Genomic DNA, 25,369 nt, shown 5'->3' with positions numbered 1-25,369 from the left:
TTAATTTAGTTAAACCATTTCGGAATAAATAACATTAAACCGATTATTGCACTTCCAATCGCATACACTAAGACCGCGCCTGCTGCGAGGTCTTTCGCTTGTTTCGCGAGTATATGACGTTCAGTTGTTAGTAGATCGACGACACGTTCGACTGCAGAATTCATCAGCTCAAGCGCCAGCATTCCGCAAATCAGAATAATGACGATGAACCACTCTGTCCGCGAAAGACCCGTCATAAAACCCGCTACAATGACGAGGATTGCGGCCATCACATGCACTTTCGTATTCCGTTCCGCTCCTATGCCATAACAAATCCCATTCCATGCGTAGACAAAAGATTGAAGGAACTTCCGCATTGATCAATCACCTCTCGAGTCCGAATGATGCGAGGATCTCCTTTTGCCTGCCGAACATCTCAGCTTCCTCTTCTTCAGTTAAATGATCATAGCCGAGAAGGTGAAGGAAGCCGTGAAGCGCAAGAAATCCAATTTCACGATTAAAATCATGTCCGTATTCCCCTGCTTGCCGCTCAGCTGTTTCTACTGAAATAAGTATATCACCTAAAGCGGTTGGCATGCCTTCTTCAGGAATAATAGCTACTTCACCTTCCGTTAATTCTTCGAGCGCAAATGAAATGACATCCGTCGGTACATTTTTACCGCGATAAGTTGCATTCACTTCCTGAATATCTGCATCTGTCATGAATGTTACCGAAACCTCTAATTCGCCTGCTAGTTCCTCTTCTTTAGCGGTATGGTTTAACAGCTTTCGGATTAAATCCTCGATTTTGTCATCAACTCTAGCTGTTTCATCCTCAAAATGTATTTCCAACATCTACTACTAGCTCCCTTCGTACTCACTTCGGATATTCAATCCGGTTATGGAAAATTCCATTTAACGTTTCACACATAACTCTTTCCGCTTTCTTCAATTCTTTCATAGAAAGATCGCATTCATCGAATTGTCCATCGTTCATTTTATCATTAATGATAGATCGTACGAGAGCTGCAATTTTTTCTGAAGTCGGTTCTTTCATTGATCGTACAGCGGCCTCAACACTATCTGCTATTGAGATAATTGCAATTTCTTTTGTTTGAGGTTTGGGTCCCGCATAACGGAAATCCTCTTCTTTTACATCTTCCCCAGATTCCTTAGCTTTAAAGTAAAAATACTTCAATGTACTTGTTCCGTGATGCTGACGAGCGATATCAATGATTTCTACTGGCATTTTATGCTTTTCCAGAAGTCTCGCACCGTCTTCTCCGTGGGCAATAATGATGTCCCTACTTTTTTCTGGTGGCAATGAATCATGTGGATTTTGACCAGCATGCTGATTCTCGATGAAGTAACCCGGTCTCAGCGTCTTTCCAATATCATGATAATAACTTCCCACTCTGGCAAGAAGTCCATTCGCACCAATCGATTCACATGCTGCGTCGGCTAAATTTGCGACCATAACGCTATGATGATAAGTGCCTGGCGTTTCGGTTAGTACTTTTTTCAGTAGCGGGTGATTCGGGTTCGATAGTTCGATAAGTCGCATATCCGATAATAGTCGAAAGGCAGATTCAAAAAATGGCATAAGCCCAATTGTAAGAGCTCCTGACAATATACCCGAAACAATTGCCGCTATCATATAATACACTAATTCCGTCAAATCGTAAGATGACTGTGTCATTAAGAGGTAAAATCCAATGAACATCATATTTGAAACAGAAACCCCTAAGCTTGTTCGTAAAATATTCGAACGTCTGCCGTTGTCACCGAGTAAATACAAACTGACAATACCTCCGAAAAGTATGTACAATGCGACTTCCATCTGAATGATTGCCGCGTAACCTTCTTGAAGAAGAATTCCTGCTGTTGCTGCTGTGATAATTGTCGTCATTAGTGCAAGTCGCTCGTTCGTCAGAAGCTTAATAAGCATTGGAGCGAGTGCTGTCGGAAACAAGAATGCTAATAGGACATCAAAGTCTTTTTCAATAAGGGAAATGAGTTTCATTATGATGACGAGCAGGAAAAAAACAACTAATACAATGAGCAATGCCTTTTTCTTTACAACCCTATTTTCACTCCAGGATAGGAAATGCATATAAATAATCGCACCGACAAACAGGACAAATAAAATGAGACCTGCCAGCGGTTTCATGGACGACTGATTTGACAATACGCCCGCAAGCTCTAATTGCCTGTATATTTCTTTGTCAATGACCTGCCCTTCACGGACAATCACTTGTCCTTGCAAGATACGGGTAGGTTCAACGCTTTCCCGCGCCTGCTCAACCCTAGCCTTTGTCATTTCCTCATGAATCGATTCCGTCTCTACTACCAGAGAGCGGCTAAGCGTTATTAGAGTCTGTAAGATTGAAGATGAAACTGAATCTGTGAGCCTAATTTTCCGATCTACCTCATAGCGGACTGTCGACAGATCCGCAGTTCGTACCGGCTTCGATAATTCCTCACCTAGTACACCTACTAATACGCTTTGCGCGTTCAGTAAAGCATCTGTACTCTGGGATAAAAGATTAACTATGGCGTCATCACTAAGTCGCAGACTAGGTTCTTCCTTTTCCAAACTGGAAAGTTTAGTGCGCATTTCTGCTACTAATTCTTTAGAGGGCTTAGTAGCTATCTCCGATGTAGTTTGATCAGGCTCATCTTGGTTTTTTACTTCGATTAGAAAATCGAATAAAGACGTAGCGATTGCTTGTCTATTTTTTACAACATCTTCTGAAAATACATAGGAAGGTCCTACTTCATTAGCGGCACGTTCTCTGTCCTGTTCGGTTTTTACTGCGTCCTCAACCGTTTTTAAGGAACGGATAGTATCTGGTGCAATTTGAAAAGCTTTCAATTCATACGTTTCTTTTTTCACACTGCCATACATGAATGAAAAAAGGAGTACAGTGGATAGGCCGATTAAAAATAAGGATAAATAATTGAATTTAAGTGATTTAAATAACTTTCTAATTGGTTGGAACATTGGAATCTCTCCCCCTGCTTCTCTATAGATATAATCAGAGTAGCGATGATTCTAAAGAAAAAGCAGTCACTTTCTATGACTGCTCCTGTTCGTATGCTTCAATTATTTTCGCAACAAGTGGGTGACGAACAACATCACCTTGCTCTAAGTACTGAAAGTGAATATCTCCAACTTTTTTAAGGATTGATTCTGCAACGATTAAACCGGATTCAGTGTTTCTTGGTAAATCAATTTGTGTTTTGTCGCCGTTGATAACCATTTTCGACCCAAAACCGAGACGTGTTAAAAACATTTTCATTTGTGCTTTTGTCGTATTCTGTGCTTCGTCCAGAATAATGAATGCATCATCGAGTGTCCGTCCCCTCATATAAGCGAGCGGCGCAATTTCGATTACCCCTCGTTCCATAAGTCGATCCGTTTGTTCCGCTCCCAGAACATCGTGTAGCGCGTCGTACAGCGGACGAAGGTATGGGTCAACTTTCTCTTTTAAGTCACCTGGAAGGAAGCCTAGACTCTCTCCTGCTTCAACAGCGGGACGGGTTAAGACAATTCGCTTCGCAGAGCCCGTTTTCATAGCTAAAACAGCTAGTACGACCGCTAAGTACGTTTTCCCCGTCCCAGCCGGCCCGATACAGAATACAAGATCTCTCGATCGAATTGCGCTGACATATTCACGCTGACCGATTGTCTTCGCACGAATCGCTTTACCTTTCATATTCCTTGAAATTTCTTCATCGTACAACTCTGCAAAGTATTCAATTGTGCCACTTTTCACCATCTCGAGCGCAGTCGAGACATCTCGTTGATTGATATTAATGCCTTTACGTATTACTTTCAACAACTGTTCCAAAAGCTCTTTAGCCGAATTCCTACTATCTTCAGCACCACTGATTGATATCGTGTCGCCTCTAGTTAATACTGAAACATTTAACTGCTCTTCAATCAGTTTCATATTCTGATCAGAAATTCCGAGAAGCATTACTGTTTCATTCGGGTCTTCAACATGTAGTTGAATCATTTGCTCATCCAATAGGCTCAGTCTCCTTGGGAATCAGTCTTTTTTCAGCAATATTGTCATTGATAAGAAACAATATAGTCCCTCTAACTTTATCATTATCGAATGTCACGTGTAAAACTTTTTCATCTTTAATAATTGCTTTCGAAAAAGATTCCGACATTAATTTGTTTTTTAATAAGGGAATTATAACTGTTTCTTCCATTCCCTCAATCAATTCAAAGTGCCCTGCGGTTTCCTCCATATATCTTTCTGTTTCGATGAAAGACCCTAGAGACCATCCTTCTTTACCTTGCTGCTTCCATGGGAGGTTAAAAGAATAGTTCACAATTTCCTCACCCTGTAACTGGAATTTAATTTTTTTCGGAAGAGTAAAGGTGTATTCAACCCAATAATCCGCATACACGGCACCATCCGCTCCAACAACTGTCGTTTTATCACCTTGTTCCAATATACCTGTGGCTAGCACGTCCCCTTTCTTTACAGTCTGATGAACATGGCCGACCCTTTCCCCTTTTTCTAACGCAAAACGCGTTATAACGCCTCCTGTACGCGCTACAAGGTGTGACGGTGATTCGTTCTCTTCAATAATGTTAGTTGTGGGTGGTGATAACATCGGAATAATTGTCAGAGACGTTCCAACTCGTCTAAATCTAACCCACGATAAAGCAGGATCATCGAGCATGAGCTCTCGTCGAATTTCACCTTCATCAGGAATTAAAGCTAAGGGTCTTAACAAAACGATAGAGCTTTTTTCAAGTTTCTGCTCAATTCTGTCCACTACTTCCGGCATATCCGATTCAACATCTACTGTCCAAAGGAAAAATGAGGCAACAAAAGGAATGAGACATGCGATTAGGAAACGGCTAGATGTGAAAAGTCCAATTGAGCCTGATTCAAGATTCGCAATTGAAATGGCTACTTTTAATCGATAATGCCTTCTGTTACGCCGGATAGCACGAAGTCCGCTACGATCTGTTTGAAAATATGCCACCCCATCGACAACTGATAGCGATGTAATTTTTGTTCCAATTGTGACAAGTTTAGTGAGGAATCCGGAAAGGTTGCCGTCGCCTGATATTTTGATAGCATACCTTTTACGCATTGCGCTCCGCTTCCTTGTCTGCACCTGTAGTCACATTCATTGTGGTAATTGAAGTGAATGTGAAAACAGCAACTTCTTCTGATAAAGTTTCAACTGTTAAATCAGTGCCTATCGCCTCAATCCTGTATTCACCACTGCTAATGATCGCGAAATCGGGGCCAAGTTTCAACAAAGAATAAGGGCCATTAATTCGTAATGAAGCGAAATCTTCAATTGTAACTGATGAACCGGTCTGAAATAGTCTTTTCAAAATATAAAACCCCCTATCCACATCGTATGATTCGGATAGAGGGTCAATGCTTATCTTTTTGATTTCGGTGGGCCATAAATTTCAGAGAACACAATGCCTTTCAGCAAGTCCCCTTGACTTTTCGGCATTAAATCGTGCGATTGTATAGCAGACACAGTTGGACGTTGACCACCATGTGCAGACAATCTTCCACTATGTCGATTCACGGATGAATCTGGGCGTTCGATGTGACGATTCGCTGATGAATTAGTACGTTCTTTTCTGTCAGCAGTTGGTCTTGCAGGTGGTACTACTACAGGAGCTGAAGGAACCGTTACTGTTGCCTGTTGCTGCTGTTTTGGCAGCTGGCGGATAGGTGGTTCCGCATCTGCTCCTGCCATTTCTCTCTGCAATTCACGGTACATCTCTTTTAATTTAGTTGTAGGACCCTCTGGAGCGTTCCCCGTTGCCGTGGACGGCTTAGGCTTTGGCTCCTCAGCTGGATCTTTTTTCTTGCCCCTAAAAAAAGATCCGACAATTGCCAAAATGATAAAAATGATTATCTGTTCCATTCGTGCATCCCCTTTCCAGGAAATGGCTCCTCAAGTATTAGTTCTTCTTAATTTCTGTAGATTCCTTATCTCCGCCAAAGTTACTGATGGAGTCACGCATTCCTGTATCTGCCTGGATATTTTTATAATTCACATAATCCATGACACCAATATTGCCCTTACGTAGCGCTTCTGCCATAGCAAGCGGAACTTCCGCTTCAGCACTGACAACTTTCGCACGCATTTCTTCAACTTTCGCTTTCATTTCCTGTTCGTTTGCAACTGCCATTGCACGGCGTTCTTCTGCTTTTGCCTGTGCAATGTTTTTATCAGCCATTGCTTGTTCAGTTTGAAGTTCTGCACCGATGTTTTTACCAATATCAACGTCTGCGATATCAATCGATAGAATTTCGAATGCAGTACCTGAGTCAAGACCTTTTGCTAGAACAGTTTGAGAAATCATATCAGGATTTTCCAATACTTTTGCATGGTCGATAGATGAACCGATTGTCGAGATAATACCCTCACCAACACGGGCAACGATTGTTTCTTCACCTGCACCACCGACAAGACGGTCGATGTTTGCACGTACTGTAATACGCGCTTTTGCTTTTACTTCAATCCCGTTCATTGCCACACCGGCGATGAATGGTGTTTCAATAACTTTCGGGTTAACGGACATTTGAACCGCTTCTAGAACGTCACGTCCTGCAAGATCGATTGCAGCAGCACGTTCAAATGTAAGTTCGATGTTCGCACGGTGTGCAGCGATCAGAGCATTGACAACACGGTCAACGTTCCCTCCCGCAAGATAATGACTTTCAAGCTGATTAATTGAAACATCGAGTCCAGCTTTATGTGCTTTAATAAGCGGATTAACAATTCGACTCGGAATAACCCGGCGAAGACGCATACCGATCAATGTGAATATACTTACTCTAACGCCTGCTGCCATTGCTGAAATCCACAGCGCCACAGGAACGAGTGTGAAAAATGCTGACAATACGATGATTGCTACAACTGCTATTACAACGACCATTACTAAACTTCCTGAACCTAAGAGTCCTGCCATTATTTAATTTCCCCCTTTTCTACTGATTCCCTGACTACAATCCGGGAACCTTCAACCTTTACAATGATAACATGTATTCCTTTAGCGATGTAGCTTCCTTCAGAAACAACATCGATTCGTTCTCCATCTAACTCAATTGCACCAGATGGTCTAAGTGCAGTCGATGTTTTTGCAATGCGTCCAAGCAATTCAACCCTGTTCACATTCGAAACATAACCACTTTCCGTATCAGTTGTATCCATTAGCACAACCTTGTTGAGCAAGTGCAGTTTTTTACCGAAAAATTTCATAATAATCACCATCCCTATAACAGCGATAGCAACCGCGATAAGGACAGAAATCGCCATATACATCGGATTGCCGCCCGCCATAATGATACTACCTATAATTGCGAGCGTTCCAATGACACCTGCTATACCATGGGGCAAGAAGAATTCCGCTACGATGAGAACGACCCCTATTAGAAACAGGATAATCGTTTCATAACCCGCAAGCCCGGCAACAAGATGTCCGTAAAAGAATAGAGCTAATGAACTAGCAGCCATCGTTCCGGCTACACCAAATCCTGGCGAGTACATTTCCAACACAAATCCAAGTCCCGCAATTGATAAAAGAATCGGTACAACGACCGGATGGGTGATGAAACGAGCAATACTTTCCGTAAATGTTTCATTTGTTGAAATGATTTCTGCATTTTCAAGCCCTGTTACTTTTAGCAATTCATTGAAAGATCCAACTGTTCCTTGACTGTAACCGACTTCTTTTGCTTCATCCGCTTTAAGCGTTAACAGTTTCCCAACTCCAGCCCGATATGCGGGTAAGTCAATATCAGGTTCTGCCATTGCTTCTGCATATTTCGGTTCTCGGTCTTTCTTCGACTCAGCAGCCGTTTTCATTTCCGCGACCCATAAACTATGAGCCTTAGCATCCGCCGCATTTCCCTCCGAATCAATTACTTGTGATGCGCCCATTGTGGCTGTAGGTGACATATAGATTTCATCGGCATAAAGCGCTATGAATGCACCAGCAGAGATTGCTTTATTATTAATGTAAGCGATTACCCGCAAATCACTTTCATTTATCAGCCTGGCAATTTGGTCGGCCGCATCAGTAAATCCACCCGGTGTATTAATCTCCAAGATGATCGCCTCTGCTCCCGCCGCCTCCGCTTCTGTAAATGACCGCTGTAAAAATGCGTACAATCCTTTCTCAACTACGTTCTCAACTGGCACTTTATAGACTTTCGAAGCTGCAGCTCCCGTTTCTAAGAGTGGGAATGCTAACACAGATACGAATAAAATGAACAGGAGAACCCTTCCTATCATTTTATGCATAGTATTTTTCACCTCTCTCTATAGATTCTATTATATCTCTATATACGTTCCAAATGCTCAGAAGTTTCACTTTCCCTTAATTTTTTTGTTTTATCTCATATACAAATAAACCGGAAAACCCATAAAGGATTTTCCGGTTTACCAAATTTTAATTTCAAAACAAGGTCGAACTCATCACCACAGGAAATCAGAATTTACGTTTCCTTGCAGCTTCAGATTTCTTTTTACGTTTTTCACTCGGCTTATCATAAAACTCACGCTTTCTTACCTCTTGTATTGTTCCACTTTTGGATACAGTACGTTTGAAGCGGCGAAGAGCATCTTCAAGCGATTCGTTTTTACGAACAACAGTTTTCGACATATCTCTTGTCCCTCCCTCCAAACACACTTCTAGAACATGACCAAGTGCCATGTACTCATAAATTATACCGCGGATTTAACTATAGGTCAATATAAAACTTTTAAATTAATAATCAGATTGTGATTCAAGACCCTGCATAATCTGAACGCCTGAACTGGCACCAATTCTTGTAGCTCCTGCGTCAATCATTTTCTTCATATCCTCTAAATTCCGGACACCACCTGAAGCTTTAACACCCATTTCAGGTCCGACAACTGCTCTCATTAACTTCACATCATCTTCAGTCGCACCGCCTGTTGAAAAGCCTGTCGATGTTTTCACGAAATCAGCACCCGCAAGGACAGAAAGTTCACATGCTTTCCTTTTTTCCTTATCCGTTAAAAGGGACGTTTCAATGATGACTTTAACAATTGCTTTTCCTTTTGCAGCATTAACTACCGCTTCGATTTCTTTTTTCACAGTTTCATCATCACCGCCACGAAGTGCGCCAATATTGATAACCATATCAATTTCATTAGCACCGTTTGTAATTGCGTCCCTAGTTTCAAACGCTTTTACTTCGGAAGTTGAAGCTCCTAGAGGGAAACCAATAACTGTACACACTTTAACAGGTGATCCTTCTAGCGCAGCAGCTGCTGTTTTCACCCATGTAGGGTTTACACAAACAGATGCAAACGTGTATTTTCGAGCTTCTTCACATAATGTTACGATTTCATTGTTCTTTGCGTCAGCTTTCAATAATGTATGATCAATGTAAGTTGCAAAATTTGTATTCAAATGAATACCTCCTCGAGTTGTCCGTACTTCTCACATCATATCAAGAACAATTCATTTCTGCACGAAAAAAGCTGTTTCTACTCAAAATAAAGTAGGAACAGCTTTTATGGAAACCTTAAACAAGTTGTATTTCTTCCTCCATAATGCGGACAAATTGCCCTTCGTTATATGGATAACCTGCTTGTGCAATTTTCACACGAACAATTTTCCCTACCATTGATTCATCGGCAGCGAAAACAACTTTCAAATAGTTATCTGAATAGCCTTCATACAGACCACTTTCCGGTTCAAGTTTATACTTCTCTTCTGGGATGACTTCAAGTACTTCATCTTCAAAAGTAGATGCATATTGTTTCGCTAGCTGATCATTCAATTCAATTAAACGGTGAACACGCTCGTTTTTCACTTCTTCCGGAACCTGATCTTCCATTCTAGCGGCAGGAGTACCAGTTCGTTTTGAATAAGGAAAAACGTGAAGTTCGGAAAATCTGTGATCACGAATAAAATTGTACGTTTCCATGAACTCTTCTTCTGTCTCACCTGGGAAACCGACGATGACGTCCGAAGTGATTGCTAGGTGCGGCAACGCTTCACGAAGTCTGTCTAGACGTTCTGCGAAAAACGCCATTGTATATTTCCGGCGCATACGCTTAAGCACCGTGTCTGAACCGGACTGAATCGGAATGTGCAGGTGGCGGACGATAGTTGTTGAATCTCGAAGAACATCAATTACTTCATCCGTCAGCTGACTCGCTTCAATCGAACTAATGCGAAGGCGTTTCAGTCCTTTGACTTGTGTTTCAAGGTCCCGAAGAAGACGAGCAAGATTGTAATCTTTCAAATCTTCACCGTAACCGCCCGTATGTATACCGGTTAATACAATTTCAAGGTAACCCGCATCAACAAGCTGTTGCGCTTGTCGAATGACTTCTTGTGGATCACGTGAACGCATTAGTCCACGCGCCCAAGGAATGATACAGAACGTACAGAAGTTATTGCACCCTTCTTGGATTTTGAGCGATGCACGTGTACGATCCGAAAATGTAGGTACGTCGAGTTCTTCATAAATCCTGTTTTTCATGATGTTGCGGACTGCATTGATTGGCTGACGCTCCGTACGGAATTCATCAATGAGTCCGAGGAGCTTTGTCCGATCTTGTGTTCCAACAACGATATCTACTCCCGGAATCGCCATAATTTCCGCAGGAGACGTTTGTGCATAACAACCTGTTACGCAAATTACAGCGTCCGGATTTTTCCGAACAGCACGACGGATGACTTGCCGGCTTTTTTTATCACCGGTATTCGTCACTGTACATGTATTAATGACATAAACATCAGAATTTTTTTCGAAATCCCCGCGGACATAACCGGCTTCTTTAAAAAGTTGCCAGATTGCCTCGGTTTCGTAATGATTCACTTTGCAGCCCAACGTATGGAATGCGACCGAAGACACAACTGCTCACCACTTTCATTCAAATTCGTATGACATTGCGGACAATAAATACAATGGAGCCGTTTCCGTCCGCAGTATTCGCGGACCTAACGCTATCGGTAAAAAACCTGCCGAACGTAGTGTTTCGGCTTCTGTCCTAGACAATCCGCCTTCAGGACCAAATACAGCAAGTACTGTTTGACCAGGTAATACACTTTTTAAACGGTCCGAAATTTTATGTGGATCCCCACTTTTCGCGTCTTCTTCATCAGCAACTAGAAGGACATCAAAGTTCTCTGATTCAGCGATTAACTGCTTAACAGAAAATGGATTTCGCACTTCCGGGATAACTGTGCGATGACATTGCTCAGCAGCTTCTTTGGCAATTTTGCGAAGCCGTTCAACTTTTTTGTCACCTTTTTTGTCATCCCATTTTACAATAGATCTCTCGGCTTGAAACGGAAAAATCCCTGCCATGCCGAGTTCCGTTCCTTTTTGAACGATTAAATCGAGTTTGTCACCTTTCGGGAGACCACAAGCTACCGTTACTTTAACAGGCATTTCGTTTGACTGAAGAGGTTCTCCTTTGCGACGGATTACGATGCCATCAGGTAAAAGCTCTGTAATTTGGGAGACGAAGGCTTCGCCATTAGTAACAGCGATGACGTCATCATCAACGGTCATTCGCATAACACGCGCGATATGTTTAGCGTCATCACCAGTAATTATTGCATTTCCATCTTCATCAAAAGGAGATTGCAGAAAATAGCGTTGCAAATCGTTACACGCTCCTTTTTTGAGCGATGATAGCAACCCAGTCTTCCATAAGTACAGATTCGACAATCTCAAATCCTTTGCTGATTAGGTCGTCTTTTACTAGATCACGTTTTTGTCCAATGATTCCCGAAACAATAAACAAGCCATTTTCCGGTAAAATTGAATACGCATCTTGCGAAAAGGAAATGATAACTTCTGCAAGGATATTCGCGATGATGATTTCAGCCGGCTCTTTTACAGAATCCAGAAGATTGCCGTGCTTCACTTCCACTGTTTCTTCAACATGATTCAGCTCAATGTTTTCTTTTGCAGCTACAACTGCAACCTGGTCCAAATCAAGTGCGTGGACACGTGAAGCACCTAGAAGTGCTGCCCCGATAGATAACACGCCTGAACCTGTTCCCACGTCAACAACTGTGTCTCCCGGCTTGACGTATTTCTCAAGCGCTTGTAAACACATTACCGTTGTAGGATGTGTGCCCGTTCCAAACGCCATGCCAGGATCAAGTTCAATAATCAATTCATCTGATTCAACAGGTTCATATTCTTCCCATGTCGGTACAATTGTAAAGCGTCCAGAAATTTTGACAGGATGATAGTATTTTTTCCAGGCAGTTGCCCAATCTTCTTCATCGACTTCATTTGTCTGAATGGCATTTTCCCCTGCGTCTATTCCGAATTCCGATAAACCTTTGATAGATTGGTCGATATCTTTCACCGTTTCAATAAGAAAAGTAGTGACTGGTAAATAGGCTTTTAAGATAACGCCATCTACTGGGAAATCGTTCTTGTCGAGTGCCCATATTTCACCGAACCGGTCTTCGTGGATTCGACTTGGATCTGCTGAATCTTCGATAACGACTCCACTTGCACCTGCTTCGTGTAAAATATTCGCTACTGCTTCAGTTGCTTCATGCGTCGTATGAATAGAAATTTCCGACCACTTCAAATGAATTCATCCCTTTCAGTCGCCTTTAATTGAACGTTTGATTTTATCGAACAGTGAACTTGAATACTCGTCAAGCGAATCGCCGCTAATTGCCGCAAATTCACGCATCAGTTCTTTCTGTTTTTCTGTCATCTTTTTAGGCGTCAACACTTTCACAACAACATGCTGATCTCCAATACCGCGGCCATGAACGTTTTTAACACCTTTACCTTTTAGGCGGAATCGTGTTCCTGTTTGCGTGCCTGCTGGGATTTTCAAATTCACATTGCCTTGTACAGTTGGCACTTCAATCTCATCACCGAGTGAAGCTTGCGGGAAGGAAAGGTTGAGTTCCAAATAGATGTCGTCGTCTTCACGGATAAATTTCTCATGAGCCCTGACGCGGAATACGATATATAAGTCGCCCGCAGGTCCACCTTTATGACCAGGTTCTCCCTGTCCAGATACCCGAAGCTGTTGTCCATCATCGACCCCCTCAGGAATCGTTACTTTAATCTTCTTCCTTTTCGTCACTTTACCTGCTCCGTGACAAGTCGAACATTTCTCAGGAATTATTTTTCCAGTTCCTTGACAATGCTGACACGCTCGACGATTAACCATTTGGCCAAGTGGCGTGTTTTGCGTAACGCTGATTTGACCCGAGCCGCCACAATGTGTACACGTCTTAGGTTTAGTCCCTTTTTTAGCGCCTGACCCATCACAAGTATCACAGTCTTCTTCTTTCGGTATTTCAACTTCCGTTTCCTTACCGAAAACAGCTTCCATGAAATCAATGTTCATCGAATACTGTAGATCGTCGCCTTTTCTAGGTGCATTTGGATCACGTCGTCGTGTATTTCCACCGAAAAACGAACTGAATATATCATCGAAGCCGAATCCATCAGCTCCGCTGGCTCCGCCACCAAAACCACCAAATCCTTGATTCGGATCCGTATGTCCGAATTGATCATAATTCGCTTTTTTCGAATCGTCGCTCAGCACTTCATATGCTTCGGTCACTTCTTTAAACTTATCAACTGCATCATCTGCTTTGTTCAAGTCTGGATGATATTTTTTTGAAAGCGAACGATATGCTTTCCTAATCTCATCTTTTGATGCCGATTTTGTTATACCAAGCACGTCATAATAATCTCTTTTACTCATTACTTCACTCTCCCGAAATACTTTGAATATCATCTATTATATCATTAAAAACTGAAAAGCGTAAGCGCCTGTTCAGCCTAAAAAAGCGCTAGAAGGCTTGAATTTAAAGGCATTCTTTGCCATTAAAGACTAGACTGAAGCTAGGTACTGAAGTATAGAACGCACAATAAAAATCGGAAAAGCCAAAGCCGGAATATCGGACTTTGACTTTTCCGTCAACGATCATTCTTATTTACTTTTTCTCGTCGATTACATCTTCAAAATCTGCGTCGACTATATCGTCGTCTTTAGGTTCGCCTGCGTTTTCAGCGCCTTCAGCAGATTCAGCTGCAGCTTGTTCATACAACTTCATAGTCATCTGTTGGACAATTTCATCCAATTTTTCTTTTTTAGTACGAATTTCGTCAAAGTCAGCAGCTTCGAGCGCAGTTTTCAACTCTTCTTTTGCTTCTTCGACACTTTTCACTTCTTCTTCTGAAACTTTTCCTTCAAGATCTTTCAATGTCTTTTCAGCCATGAATACAAGTTGGTCCGCTTCATTTTTCAAGTCCGCTTCTTCTTTACGCTTTTGGTCCGCTTCAGCATTTGCTTCAGCATCTTTCACCATACGTTCGATTTCTTCGTCAGTTAGACCTGAACTTGCTTGAATTGTAATATTATGTTCTTTTTGTGTTCCAAGATCTTTCGCTTTAACAGTAACAATACCGTTTTTATCAATATCGAATGTTACTTCGATTTGTGGAACGCCACGTGGTGCTGGCGGAATGTCCGTCAATTGGAAACGACCAAGCGTTTTGTTGTCCGCGGACATTGGACGCTCCCCTTGCAATACGTGAATATCAACCGCTGGCTGGCTATCAGCCGCTGTTGAGAATACTTGTGATTTGCTAGTCGGGATTGTCGTATTACGTTCGATTAGTTTAGTGAACACGTTACCCATTGTTTCAATACCAAGTGATAGAGGTGTTACGTCTAGAAGTACAACGTCTGTAACGTCTCCGCTTAAGATTGATCCTTGAACAGCTGCACCAAGTGCAACTACTTCATCCGGGTTAACACCTTTATATGGCTCTTTACCCGTTTCTTTCTTGATTGCTTCTTGAACTGAAGGAATACGAGTCGATCCACCAACAAGAATTACTTTGTCAATCTCAGATGCAGTAAGACCAGCATCTTTCATGGCCTGACGAGTTGGTACCATTGAACGTTCAACAAGGTGAGCAGTCAATTCATCGAATTTCGCACGTGAAAGTGAAACTTCAAGGTGAAGTGGACCTGCATCTCCTGCTGTAATGAAAGGCAATGAGATTTGTGAAGTTGTTACGCCTGAAAGGTCTTTTTTCGCTTTTTCAGCAGCATCTTTCAAACGTTGCATCGCCATTTTATCTTTCGATAAGTCAACGCCATTGTCTTTTTTGAATTCTTGAACAAGGAAGTCGATGATAACATCGTCAAAATCGTCTCCGCCAAGCTTGTTATCGCCCGCCGTCGATTTAACTTGGAATACACCGTCGCCAAGTTCTAGGATTGATACGTCGAACGTACCGCCACCAAGGTCATAAACAAGAATAGTTTCGTCTTCGTCCGTTTTATCAAGGCCGTATGCCAGTGCAGCTGCTGTTGGCTCGTTGATGATACGTTCTACTTCAAGGCCTGCAATTCTACCAGCATCTTGTGTTGCTTGGCGCTGTGCATCGCTGAAGTAAGCAGGGACTGTAATAACTGCTTTCGTTACTTTTTCTCCGAGATACTCTTCTGCATAACCCTTCAAATACTGAAGAATCATTGCTGAAACTTCTTGAGGTGTATATTCAGTGTCTTCTGCTTTCACTTTGAAATCTGTTCCCATATGTCGTTTTACAGACATGATTGTGTTTGGGTTTGTGATTGATTGACGTTTTGCTACTTCTCCGACTTGACGTTCGCCGTTTTTGAAAGCAACGACTGATGGAGTTGTACGGTTACCTTCCGGATTTGGAATAACTTTAGGCTCTCCGCCTTCATAAATTGCTACTACTGAGTTTGTTGTCCCTAAGTCAATACCGATAATTTTGCTCATAATCAAATTCCTCCTATATATATGCTACATTTTTTATTCGTTTACTTTAACCATTGCTGGTCTTAATACACGATCTTTCAACATATAACCAGCTTGCATTTGTTCAAGTACGATGCCTGCTGGTTTGTCTTCATCTGAACCCGTCATAATTGCTTGATGGAAATTCGGATCAAACTCCTGATCCAGCGCTTGGATTTCAACAAGACCTTCATCTTCAAGGGCTTGAAGGAAAGTACGATAAATCATATCTAATCCCGTCATCATCGTTTGAGCCTCTTCAGTTGTCGCTTCCACAGTAAGTGCCCGTGCAAAGTTATCAAGAACTGGTATTAGATTCGTCACGACGTTCTGTGCACGATACTTCTGTAGCGCTTCTTTATCAAGCGTAGCCCGTCTCTTGAAGTTTTCATAATCTGCTAGAAGTCGAAGTCGTTTATTCTCTTCTTCTTGTAGCTTTTCAGTAAGTTCTTGCACAATAGTCTCTTCCCCGTTTTCAACGATTTCAATCTCCTCAGTATCTTCACCTGATTCGATGATGTCGTCTGTATTATCGGGCGTTTCCATTACTACTTCTTCGTTCTCTTTAAATTCGTCGTTTACATTTGTCATTAGTCGTTCCTCCCTGCTGTTCCGCCGATTGTCAGTCTCGCCAATTCTCTGGACAAATCACTGCTCATTAAATCAAGCATCGTGATAACTCTTGCATAATCCATCCGTTTAGGTCCGATGATAGCGATGGAACCCGTCATATTGTCGCCGGCCGAATATGTCGCTGTAATCACACTACAATCTTCCATCGCATTGTGATTATTTTCAGAACCGATGCGGACATGAATTCCTGTCATACCTTCCTGAAAAAACGTCATTGCTGGTGCGCCCTTGTCCATTAATTCAAAAAATGTTTTCATCTTGTGAATATCATTGAATTCGGGTTGCTTCATCATATTCATTTTGCCGCCAAAAAACAGCCGTTCTTCCGGTTCGATTGAAATCGCCCGTTGGAATGAAGCGAACAAGTCGCCTGCATGGTGGATATGACGTTCCAGCACCATTTGCGTCTCCTGAGCAAGTATCTTCTGAATATGGACAAGCGGAGTACCAATGAGCCGCTCGTTCAGAATGTTTACCATTTTCTCAATATCTGACGCGGTGAAGCCTTCCGGTACATTGAAGAGTCTATTCTCAACACGTCCATTGTCCGTGACAATAATAGCGACAGCTGTCTTCTCATCTAGTGGAACGATTGAAAAACGCTTCACTGCATGTAGCGATGTATCGGGGCCGAGGAGAATCGACGTGTAATTCGTCAAATCAGACAAAATTGTCGCTGACTTTCGTATTAACTCTTCAGTCTCCACAATTTTTTCCCGAAAAACCGAACGCAGGTGAATACTGTCTTCCGTGTTCAACTTTTCTTTTGTTAATAGATTATCTACATAAAACCTGTACCCTTTTTCAGATGGTATTCTGCCGGATGAAGTGTGGGTCTTTTCAAGATAACCCATTTCTTCTAGGTCAGCCATTTCGTTCCGTATTGTCGCAGGACTAAATGGTGCTTCCGGCTTTTTGGATAGCTGCCTCGATCCGACAGGTTGTGCGGATTCGATGAAATCGTCAACCGTCAGTTGCAATATAAGCAATTGTCTGTTCGTCAACATAGTCATCACTCCTGTTAGCACTCTATAACTGCGAGTGCTAATACTACTGATAATTTAACAAATGCAGATCGAAGTGTCAACGAATTGACTCTGGATTATTTAAGAAATTGCTGAAATACATCGTTTCCTCTATAAACACCACGGTGCGTTAACTTAACCGCATCATCCAATCGCTCGACAAGTCCATCTTTAATAAGCGAGTGTAACGTTTCCCCGTAAACCTCTTCAAGTGACCGTCCGAACTTCTCTTGGAATAAAGAGATGGATACACCATTTGATTTGCGTAGGCCAAGAAACATTTCCTCCTCCATTGCTTCGATTGCAGTAACTACATGTGTCTGTTGGACGGGTCGTTCGCCCAATGCTGTTTTCTCCATATATTTCGCAATTGGTCCGATATTGGAATATCGGGTGCCATCTACATAACCATGTGCGCCTGCACCAACACCAGCGTACGTAGCATTTTCCCAATAGATGAGATTATGGATTGATTCGTGACCTGGAATTGCAAAATTACTAATTTCGTAACGTTTGCGTCCTTTACGCTCCATCTGTTCGATTAACATCGTGAACATTTCCGTTTCCATGTCTTCGCCTGGGAGTGGCAATTTGCCTTTATTCATCAAATTATAAAAGACTGTTTTTGGCTCGACAATCAACGAGTACCCTGAATAATGGGGTAGATCAAGGGCAAGTGCTTTATCAAGAGTATCCTGCCATTGCGCGATTGTTTGCCCCGGCAACCCGTAAATTAGGTCGATACTTATATTATCAAATCCGGCTTTTCTCGCTTCTCCTACAACACGTGCAGCGTCGTCTGGACCGTGCGTCCTACCGATTTTTGTCAATAAGTCTGCGTCGAATGACTGAACACCGATGCTCAATCGATCCACGCCGCCATTTTTCAGGACAATCAATTTGCCGAATGTTAGCTCGTCCGGATTTGCTTCCGTCGAAAACTCTTTCAATGAACTGACATCTACATATTCATGGATTATTTCAAGCAACCGTTCAAGCTGTTTTTCAGACAGCGAAGTTGGTGTGCCGCCTCCTAAGAATACCGTTTCCACTTCTTTGAATGAAATACCTTCCTGCCGCATGATCGCCAGTTCCTGACCCATTGATTCGATATATTCATCGACAGGCTGATTTTTGAAAAACACTTTATTAAAATCACAGTAATGACAAATTTGGTGGCAAAACGGAATGTGGATATACATACCCCTCATACCGTCACTTCCTTCCTTTAGTTAACGCCTTGATCAGGGCTTATGACCCCGAATTCCTACGCCTTAGAGTCTATACATGGAAAAGAAGAGGGCTCGTCGCCCCCTTCTTCATTTATTAATCCTCGTCCATCTCCAAGATAGCAATAAATACTTCTTGCTAATTGGATGTACTAACTTGTATCATACAGCATTATGATGTGTCACACAAAGCTTAAATCCCGTACACGACTACCCATCACTTCAACATATATAGATACCAATTGTAATCGTTATAAAATCAATCGAAAGAAGTGGTTTATAGCAACTTAAATGTAGAGGAGTTTTGTTTATGAAAAATCAAAAAGTCACATTAGCTATCTTATTACTGAATTTATTTATTGCCTTTCTTGGTATCGGGCTCGTTATTCCCGTTCTTCCTACGATCATGAATGAGTTAAACATTAACGGGACGGTCGTTGGCTACATGATGGCGGCATTTGCGATTACACAACTTATCGTCTCACCGTTTGCCGGGCGATGGGCTGACAAATACGGTCGCAAAATTATGATCGTGCTTGGCCTGTTTGTATTTGGTTTCTCGGAGTTTTTATTCGGGTTTGGTAAATCCGTTGAGGTACTATTTATCTCGCGCATGCTCGGCGGGGTCAGTGCGGCATTCATTATGCCTGCTGTAACAGCCTTTATCGCAGATATTACAACGAACGCCACAAGACCAAAGGCAATTGGCTATATGTCCGCCGCTATTAGCACTGGCTTTATTATCGGACCCGGGATTGGTGGTTTTTTAGCTGAAATTGGTACACGTGTACCATTCTATTCAGCCGGTGTACTCGGAGCGGTTGCTGCGATTCTTTCACTTATTCTATTAACAGAACCAGAACGCGTGACTGAAGATGCGCCTATCCCAGGACAAAAAACAGGATTTCGCCGGCTCTTCATCCCAATGTACGCTATTGCTTTCATTTTAATTTTCGTTTTGTCGTTTGGCCTTGCAGCGTTTGAATCATTTTTCAGCTTATTCGTCGACCATAAATTCGGCTTCACGCCAAAAGATATCGCCATCGTCATCACGGGTAGCGGAATTGTCGGTGCTCTTGCGCAACTATTGCTTTTCGATCGTTTATCAAAAAGCATTGGCGAAATTAATCTTATTCGCTACAGCTTAGCTGTATCAGCGATTCTTGTCCTATTGATGACCTTCGTAAGCTCGTACTTCACAATATTACTGACAACATTCTTCCTGTTTGTTGGTTTCGATTTAATACGCCCAGCCATTACATCCTATTTATCTAAAATTGCGGGCAATGAACAAGGCTTTATTGGCGGTATGAACTCAACCTTCACCAGTATTGGCAATATTTTTGGCCCGATAATCGGTGGTGTGTTATTTGACATCGACTTAAACTACCCATACTATTTTGCCGCAATCGTATTAGCAATCGGTACGATTATTGCACTGTTTTGGAAGAAGCCGAAGCATATAACGTTATAAATTGCATGAAGTGTATTTCTTTAGTAAAAAAACAAACGCAAAAGGTGACCGTTCCGTATGGAATGGTCACCTTTTGCTTGGAAATTCTTGTTCGCATCAGGATTTTCTTTATTTCATTTTTTAATCTCTACTACGTTTACCAGCCAAAGTTACAACGTTTGCGACGAGATTCTTTACAGTGACATTTCAACCTATCGTCGCGGTCACGATTACGGTCACAATGATGTTTATTATCACGATCAGACCTTACTTCACGACATTCACAAATCAACTCTACCCGCCGATTTCGATTTCGATTTTGATTTTCAAAACACATTTTCTATCCCCCCTTTGTTATTCTTTAAAGCTGGCCAGCCTTCTACGTATTATATGGACGAGTACGCGTAATGATTGGACGAACCATCTGGTGCAAACGAATTTTTTTATTTCCAACTCTTGTTTATTTCGTTAGAGAAAAGTGAACTATGTGAATACCACTAAGAAGGTGACTGTGTCTTGACTCATAAAAAAGAGACCCATCCACTATTGAATCTGTGGATGGATCTCTTTTTCTTTGAATGACTATGGAGGTCACTTTATACGCTATATAACAACTTTAAATTAACTTTTCCATCGTTATATTTGTAATTTCGTAGCCCAACTTTTCGTATAATCCTCGCGCAGTTTTGTTATGACCAAAAACATGAAGTCCAATCTTTTTCATTCCTAAATCCTTTGCAATACATTCAAGTTCTCGCATTGCTTCCTTACCGTATCCCAATCCTTGATATTGCTCAAAAATATTGAAATCATAAATAAAACCTTCATCCTTATTTGTAGGTGATTTTTGTGCGATCCATATCATTCCAACAATCTGTTCGGCGTTAAAGATAGAGAATAAGTAATTAAATTCGGATTCCTCATCTTTTGGCAATAGATCATCAAATGACTGCTTAGATAAATCAATCGCCTCATCTTCCTTCCAATTTCCAGAAGCGACCTTGTCTTTTGCATAGTCATCAATTGCACTACTAATATACTGCTGAAATTCCTGTTGATTCATTGATTTTAAAATAACCACTTGTTTTCCTCCCACTCCGGCGACCTATAGTTAAATATAATGATTATGGGGTACACATATCGCCATCTTTACTTTCATTATACAATTTTTATTAGTACAGATACATCGCAACATTCTTTAAAAATGAGCAAATTAACATCTACTTAATTAAGTTGATGGCTTTCGCATCATATATAGTTAATTAACAGACTTTATCGTACTATGAAACTACTATCAAATAGGAGGAGTAGTCTATTTGGATAGTATACTTTCACTCATCACTTTATTATCGGTGTTTGCATTTTTTTACTTTTTCATACAAACTATTATTGCCATAGTAAAAAAGGACAAGGTGCTGCGCAAAAAGCAGTTGAATTTTTTAGGTATCGCATTTGTAGTAATGTTCGTAGTAGTCAACCTATCCGATACTCCGACTAAGCCCGCAGATATAAAAGAGAGAGAAAAAACTACTGTAGTATATTAATAGCGGCGGAATCAGCTAAATGGGATGTATGGAACTACAACTGCTCAATCTGCTTTTCAGTCATAAATCCTCCCCTAATTATCGTCTACGAATTACCAAGCTTGTACGTCTGTTGATTAGTCCCTATCAATTCAGCCCCTTCCTTACCAACCAGCTGTTCTTTTGACTTACCTCTTGCCCTGGTACTCTTCTTGACTAACTAGCATGCATAAGCATCAGGAAGACCTTTTCAATCATCTCTTTTGATTAATTTCTACAGTCTTTTCCTCCTCAGTTGCAAGAATCTGTACTAAATTGCAGATTAGTATACATCATCTTTCAAAATCCCCCCTCATCCCAATTAACACGGAGTCACCTTTCTCTTTATGCGTCTTATTAGCATGTGGAGGATTCTCTGCACCTGGGCCTTACCGCCACTGATTACAATTCCGATAGTTCCGTTGTATCAATATTCAGTACCCCTTGGGAATTAATCTGCAATTCTTTCATTTTCTTAAAGAGGCTCCATTTATTAATCAATATCAAACCAGCTAGGTTTTGTATCTTTCAAGGATTTCCCTACCTCATTAATATCACTCAGCTTAGCGGACCACCTTTCCATTCAATAGCCTGTGTCAAATAAGGTATCCGCAATAAACACTCTTAGCAATTTGATGTGAGTCCTCTTTCTAGTAATCCAGCTAAACCATGAATACCTCGATGAGAAGTTTTAGGAGAAATCCGGATATAACCTCGAACTGCAGAAATATTAGCAGGTGTGTTATGTAAGTTGTTGAATTCACCAGTTGCAATTACACGATCATTGATTTCTTTGAATAAATCAGCATCACCATTAGATGCAAATGAGTATAAGAAACCAGTTGGCTCTGGATTATCTAAATTAACTCTATCGACAAAATCAACGAATGTTGGATAAAGTCCATTAGTTTCTGTTGCACTTGCATTCTTAATGTAGTTTTGGAACTGACCAAGATAAGCTGTTAATGCTAAACCATCATCAGACTTAGATGCATGATGCATTGCGATAGGATTGTTAAGTGTTGTGTTACTTAGCTTTCGACGGTACTCATGACCAAGCTGTTTGGCAACTGTGAAAGCAGTCCCACTTAATTGAGGTGCAGTAGCATATCGATCAGTTACAGTTTCGGTTCCAGATGCATGTGACAGCCATACTAATGCCATAGACACGTATGAATCGTAACCATTTGAGCCTAAGTAGCCTCTCATATGATCTTGAGAGTAATAAGTATTCCCATCGGTAGTACTTGAAGCGTTCAACTGAGAAACAGAAGATACACCAAGTTCAGTAAGACGAGCCTCAGATATTTGAGAAGAAATAAGAGCGAACGTTTGACTTACACCACCAACCCCAAGAGCAAGACCGATGATCGAGCTGAAAGTTGTTGGATTTCCGATTTTGTTAAGGTAGTCAGGGAATTGTTCGAAGTATTGATTTAATTGACCAGTACGCAATGGTGAGTTTGTAGAAATTCCACTTAACAGTTCAGATGTTTCAATAGTCTTGAGTTGTGACTTTGATTTTCCTAGTCCAACTGCTAAATAATAAGCCAATGAAGCAATGTGCGTGTAGATTGTGTTTAGTACACCAGTTGCTGCTTTGAAACCATCAGTTGTAGAAAGATCTGTAGCAATACCAATATCGAAGATTTGTAAGTCAGAAGAACCGTAGTTCTCTGCTAAACGAGCGATAGTTGTATGTGTAAAATCAAAGTCAGAAGTAGCTTGATTTTTCTCGGTAAATTTAGGGTTTTGAGCATAATAAATTGCGAGCTTTTGGAACATAATTTTTGCCCCTTCTTCTACATGAGTTCGGACTGTAGGGTCTAGGGATGATAGTAAAGTTAAATTAGCTAAGATGTTCGTATATCCCACTAAAATAAGACCAAATCCCGGATCTGTTTCAAATCCACCATCAATATAGCCAAGATCTTTTGAGTAGTTATCTAACGTCGGTTCAATAATACCATCTGAAACCGTCGGAGTTGAAAAGTACTTATTGCTTGTAGATACTCCATTGACTATTTCTTTCGAACCCGTAACACCGCTTGTGTTTTTAGTATAGCCAGTGATAGTAGGCGCTAGAGTAATGAAAGTATAAGACTTAGTCCCAACATGTGATCCTACACCAGAGACAGTTTCACCATTAATAATGGCTTCAATCTCTTGAAGGACCCCGGATTTTGTTCCCTTATCAGTAGTTTTTTCGTATAAAGCTGTTAGGAAAATTAATTGATGACCGATACGTTGTAGGGTCAAAGCAAAAAATCCAGTTTCGTTTAAACGTGATTTAAAAATACCAGCTTGTTCATGACGAGCCTGCAACGGTGAAAAGCCTTTTTCAAATTGTTCATCGAATACTTTACGTGACTCTGCAGCTGTTTCAAAATATGTCAAAATAAAATCTCTCCAATTCTATATATATTTTCAGAAGATAAAGTCCATTGCTTGTTTGTATTGAACTTAATTACTTTCAACGATGGCTCGTAGAACCAAAATCGCTTTCCTTTTGACGTTGTAGAAATTTCATTCGTGGATCGTGTAGAAATTCTTCTTCTAGGAATGTTCTGCCCATACACAACCGTTTTGACATTTCATTGATATCCCAAAACTTCGCGATTAGCCTCGTCCATTTTTCCATTCAAGTACTCTCTAATCAGATCCTAGTCAACTTCTACTCTGTCCTTCGCAATCGGCATGCAACCTTCATCTCCTTTTTACCCACGATACAGAATATACGTTCGTATTGCAAGTAAATAAAAAACACCTCGTGAGAGCTGCTTTTTTAGATAAATTTATTTAAACGATTCTAAAATTATTAACTTCATCTTTAGTGATTCCGTTTTCAGAGCACAGCTCATTTATAGCTCCTAATGCCCAATATTTTCTTGACTCGGCCTGATGTTGCGTAATCCAATTATCACTATCCAAGTTAAAAGCTGATTTCAATGATGGTGATATAATCCTATAAAGCATTAAAATCCCAACTTTTAATTGCTTGTCAAATGGAACACCTTCACCTAAAAACTAGTGCTATAGTGATAAATTTTTTCATTAAATTCAATGTTATTGAATTATTCAGAATACCATTTTTCATCAAATTCCAGGTTTAATGCTTTCCCTAAATATTCTCCAAATCTAACAAATCCTCTTCCTCTAGCTGTAATTATGTTACCATCCTGTACTACAATTTGTTCTGAATAATTCTCCAGGTTAAATACACCGGATTTTTCCATGTTTTCTTTTATAATCCCTACAGTATATTTTTTATCTCCTAAAACACCCGCTTTTGCTAATAAGAATGGTGAGCTAGATATACTTGCAATCACCGTTTCTTTAGTAACTACTTGTTTAATGAAATCAACTATTCTTTCTTCTTCATATAGCGACATAATATCCATACAACCTGGTAATAAGAGGCTATCTATTTCTTCGAAATTAATTTCATCAACTGTAGCGTCAGCTACACAAGATAACCCTGACTCACCTTTTATAGGTTGTTTGTTTAATCCAACCGTAATAACTTGTTTTTTTCCTTGCATTAATATAGATAAGGCTACAGTTAGTTCATACTCACTGAACTGTGGATACAATAAAACAGCTGTTTTTTTCACTAAGATTCCTCCTACTTAATATCTCTACTTAACCATACAAAGTAT

At 40.9% G+C, this 25,369-nt stretch carries 24 protein-coding genes; 1 reads left to right on the top strand and 23 read right to left on the bottom strand.

What is annotated here, in order from left to right; genetic code table 11:
* Nucleotides 1-5: 5 nt before the first annotated feature.
* The 19 genes from ACGLYD_RS06245 to hemW form a co-directional block, all read right to left on the bottom strand.
* Nucleotides 6-356, bottom strand: coding sequence for a diacylglycerol kinase family protein (locus ACGLYD_RS06245; protein ID WP_067208388.1), 351 nt, complete (start codon nucleotides 354-356; stop codon nucleotides 6-8).
* A 7-nt stretch (nucleotides 357-363) separates the two neighbouring features.
* The gene (ybeY, locus tag ACGLYD_RS06240) at nucleotides 364-834 is read right to left on the bottom strand and encodes an rRNA maturation RNase YbeY (RefSeq protein ID WP_067208386.1); all 471 of its coding nucleotides are present in this window, start codon (nucleotides 832-834) and stop codon (nucleotides 364-366) included.
* 22 nt (nucleotides 835-856) lie between these two features.
* On the bottom strand, nucleotides 857-2,983 hold the full coding sequence (locus ACGLYD_RS06235) for an HD family phosphohydrolase (RefSeq protein ID WP_187047509.1): 2,127 nt from the start codon (nucleotides 2,981-2,983) through the stop codon (nucleotides 857-859).
* Between the two features lie 73 nt (nucleotides 2,984-3,056).
* Nucleotides 3,057-4,001: a PhoH family protein gene (locus ACGLYD_RS06230; protein ID WP_370569999.1), complete on the bottom strand. Its 945-nt coding sequence runs from the start codon at nucleotides 3,999-4,001 to the stop codon at nucleotides 3,057-3,059.
* A 4-nt stretch (nucleotides 4,002-4,005) separates the two neighbouring features.
* Nucleotides 4,006-5,103 carry a sporulation protein YqfD gene (locus ACGLYD_RS06225; RefSeq protein WP_067208381.1) on the bottom strand — a complete coding sequence of 366 codons (1,098 nt, stop codon included), beginning with the start codon at nucleotides 5,101-5,103 and terminating at the stop codon, nucleotides 4,006-4,008.
* Nucleotides 5,096-5,353 carry a hypothetical protein gene (locus tag ACGLYD_RS06220; RefSeq protein ID WP_067208378.1) on the bottom strand — a complete coding sequence of 86 codons (258 nt, stop codon included), beginning with the start codon at nucleotides 5,351-5,353 and terminating at the stop codon, nucleotides 5,096-5,098. Before ACGLYD_RS06220 ends, ACGLYD_RS06225 begins: the two co-directional genes overlap by 8 nt.
* Nucleotides 5,354-5,403: 50 nt before the next feature.
* Complete coding sequence (locus ACGLYD_RS06215; RefSeq protein WP_399631940.1) at nucleotides 5,404-5,904, bottom strand: hypothetical protein; 501 nt, start codon at nucleotides 5,902-5,904, stop codon at nucleotides 5,404-5,406.
* 37 nt (nucleotides 5,905-5,941) lie between these two features.
* Nucleotides 5,942-6,922: a flotillin-like protein FloA gene (floA, locus tag ACGLYD_RS06210; RefSeq protein WP_156476156.1), complete on the bottom strand. Its 981-nt coding sequence runs from the start codon at nucleotides 6,920-6,922 to the stop codon at nucleotides 5,942-5,944.
* 32 nt (nucleotides 6,923-6,954) lie between these two features.
* Nucleotides 6,955-8,289, bottom strand: coding sequence for a nodulation protein NfeD (locus ACGLYD_RS06205; protein ID WP_067208371.1), 1,335 nt, complete (start codon nucleotides 8,287-8,289; stop codon nucleotides 6,955-6,957).
* Between the two features lie 187 nt (nucleotides 8,290-8,476).
* Nucleotides 8,477-8,650: a 30S ribosomal protein S21 gene (rpsU, locus tag ACGLYD_RS06200; RefSeq protein ID WP_067208368.1), complete on the bottom strand. Its 174-nt coding sequence runs from the start codon at nucleotides 8,648-8,650 to the stop codon at nucleotides 8,477-8,479.
* 105 nt (nucleotides 8,651-8,755) lie between these two features.
* Nucleotides 8,756-9,427 (bottom strand): deoxyribose-phosphate aldolase, encoded by a 672-nt coding sequence (gene deoC / locus ACGLYD_RS06195; RefSeq protein ID WP_067208365.1) that lies wholly within the window; start codon nucleotides 9,425-9,427, stop codon nucleotides 8,756-8,758.
* 115 nt (nucleotides 9,428-9,542) lie between these two features.
* Nucleotides 9,543-10,883, bottom strand: coding sequence for a tRNA (N(6)-L-threonylcarbamoyladenosine(37)-C(2))-methylthiotransferase MtaB (gene mtaB, locus ACGLYD_RS06190; protein ID WP_067208362.1), 1,341 nt, complete (start codon nucleotides 10,881-10,883; stop codon nucleotides 9,543-9,545).
* A 15-nt stretch (nucleotides 10,884-10,898) separates the two neighbouring features.
* Nucleotides 10,899-11,639 carry a 16S rRNA (uracil(1498)-N(3))-methyltransferase gene (locus tag ACGLYD_RS06185; RefSeq protein ID WP_067208359.1) on the bottom strand — a complete coding sequence of 247 codons (741 nt, stop codon included), beginning with the start codon at nucleotides 11,637-11,639 and terminating at the stop codon, nucleotides 10,899-10,901.
* 4 nt (nucleotides 11,640-11,643) lie between these two features.
* Nucleotides 11,644-12,588 (bottom strand): 50S ribosomal protein L11 methyltransferase, encoded by a 945-nt coding sequence (gene prmA / locus ACGLYD_RS06180; protein ID WP_187047504.1) that lies wholly within the window; start codon nucleotides 12,586-12,588, stop codon nucleotides 11,644-11,646.
* 15 nt (nucleotides 12,589-12,603) lie between these two features.
* Complete coding sequence (dnaJ, locus tag ACGLYD_RS06175; protein ID WP_399631935.1) at nucleotides 12,604-13,731, bottom strand: molecular chaperone DnaJ; 1,128 nt, start codon at nucleotides 13,729-13,731, stop codon at nucleotides 12,604-12,606.
* 232 nt (nucleotides 13,732-13,963) lie between these two features.
* Nucleotides 13,964-15,790 (bottom strand): molecular chaperone DnaK, encoded by a 1,827-nt coding sequence (gene dnaK / locus ACGLYD_RS06170; protein ID WP_067208349.1) that lies wholly within the window; start codon nucleotides 15,788-15,790, stop codon nucleotides 13,964-13,966.
* A gap of 33 nt (nucleotides 15,791-15,823) precedes the next feature.
* Nucleotides 15,824-16,399, bottom strand: a complete 576-nt coding sequence (gene grpE / locus ACGLYD_RS06165) for a nucleotide exchange factor GrpE (protein ID WP_067208347.1) — start codon at nucleotides 16,397-16,399, stop codon at nucleotides 15,824-15,826.
* A complete protein-coding gene (gene hrcA / locus ACGLYD_RS06160; RefSeq protein ID WP_067208344.1) occupies nucleotides 16,399-17,448 on the bottom strand; it encodes a heat-inducible transcriptional repressor HrcA in 1,050 nt (349 codons plus the stop codon). Before hrcA ends, grpE begins: the two co-directional genes overlap by 1 nt.
* A 95-nt stretch (nucleotides 17,449-17,543) precedes the next feature.
* Complete coding sequence (gene hemW, locus ACGLYD_RS06155; protein WP_067208341.1) at nucleotides 17,544-18,677, bottom strand: radical SAM family heme chaperone HemW; 1,134 nt, start codon at nucleotides 18,675-18,677, stop codon at nucleotides 17,544-17,546.
* Between the two features lie 328 nt (nucleotides 18,678-19,005).
* Between hemW and norA the strand changes: the two genes are divergently transcribed.
* The gene (gene norA, locus ACGLYD_RS06150) at nucleotides 19,006-20,169 is read left to right on the top strand and encodes a multidrug efflux MFS transporter NorA (protein WP_187047502.1); all 1,164 of its coding nucleotides are present in this window, start codon (nucleotides 19,006-19,008) and stop codon (nucleotides 20,167-20,169) included.
* Between the two features lie 595 nt (nucleotides 20,170-20,764).
* Here norA and ACGLYD_RS06145 read toward each other — a convergent pair.
* The 4 genes from ACGLYD_RS06145 to ACGLYD_RS06130 form a co-directional block, all read right to left on the bottom strand.
* On the bottom strand, nucleotides 20,765-21,229 hold the full coding sequence (locus ACGLYD_RS06145; RefSeq protein WP_187047501.1) for an N-acetyltransferase: 465 nt from the start codon (nucleotides 21,227-21,229) through the stop codon (nucleotides 20,765-20,767).
* A gap of 1,105 nt (nucleotides 21,230-22,334) precedes the next feature.
* Complete coding sequence (locus ACGLYD_RS06140; RefSeq protein ID WP_338652658.1) at nucleotides 22,335-24,107, bottom strand: hypothetical protein; 1,773 nt, start codon at nucleotides 24,105-24,107, stop codon at nucleotides 22,335-22,337.
* 76 nt (nucleotides 24,108-24,183) lie between these two features.
* Entirely contained in the window at nucleotides 24,184-24,351 is a 168-nt protein-coding gene (locus ACGLYD_RS06135) for a hypothetical protein (protein WP_399631929.1), read from the bottom strand.
* A gap of 433 nt (nucleotides 24,352-24,784) precedes the next feature.
* Nucleotides 24,785-25,324: a DJ-1/PfpI family protein gene (locus ACGLYD_RS06130; protein ID WP_399631926.1), complete on the bottom strand. Its 540-nt coding sequence runs from the start codon at nucleotides 25,322-25,324 to the stop codon at nucleotides 24,785-24,787.
* Nucleotides 25,325-25,369: the final 45 nt, after the last annotated feature.

It is taken from the genome of Sporosarcina sp. SG10008, assembly GCF_044569405.1.
Classification (GTDB): Bacteria; Bacillota; Bacilli; order Bacillales_A; family Planococcaceae; genus Sporosarcina; species Sporosarcina psychrophila.
This window is presented reverse-complemented; position numbering and strand designations above follow the sequence as displayed.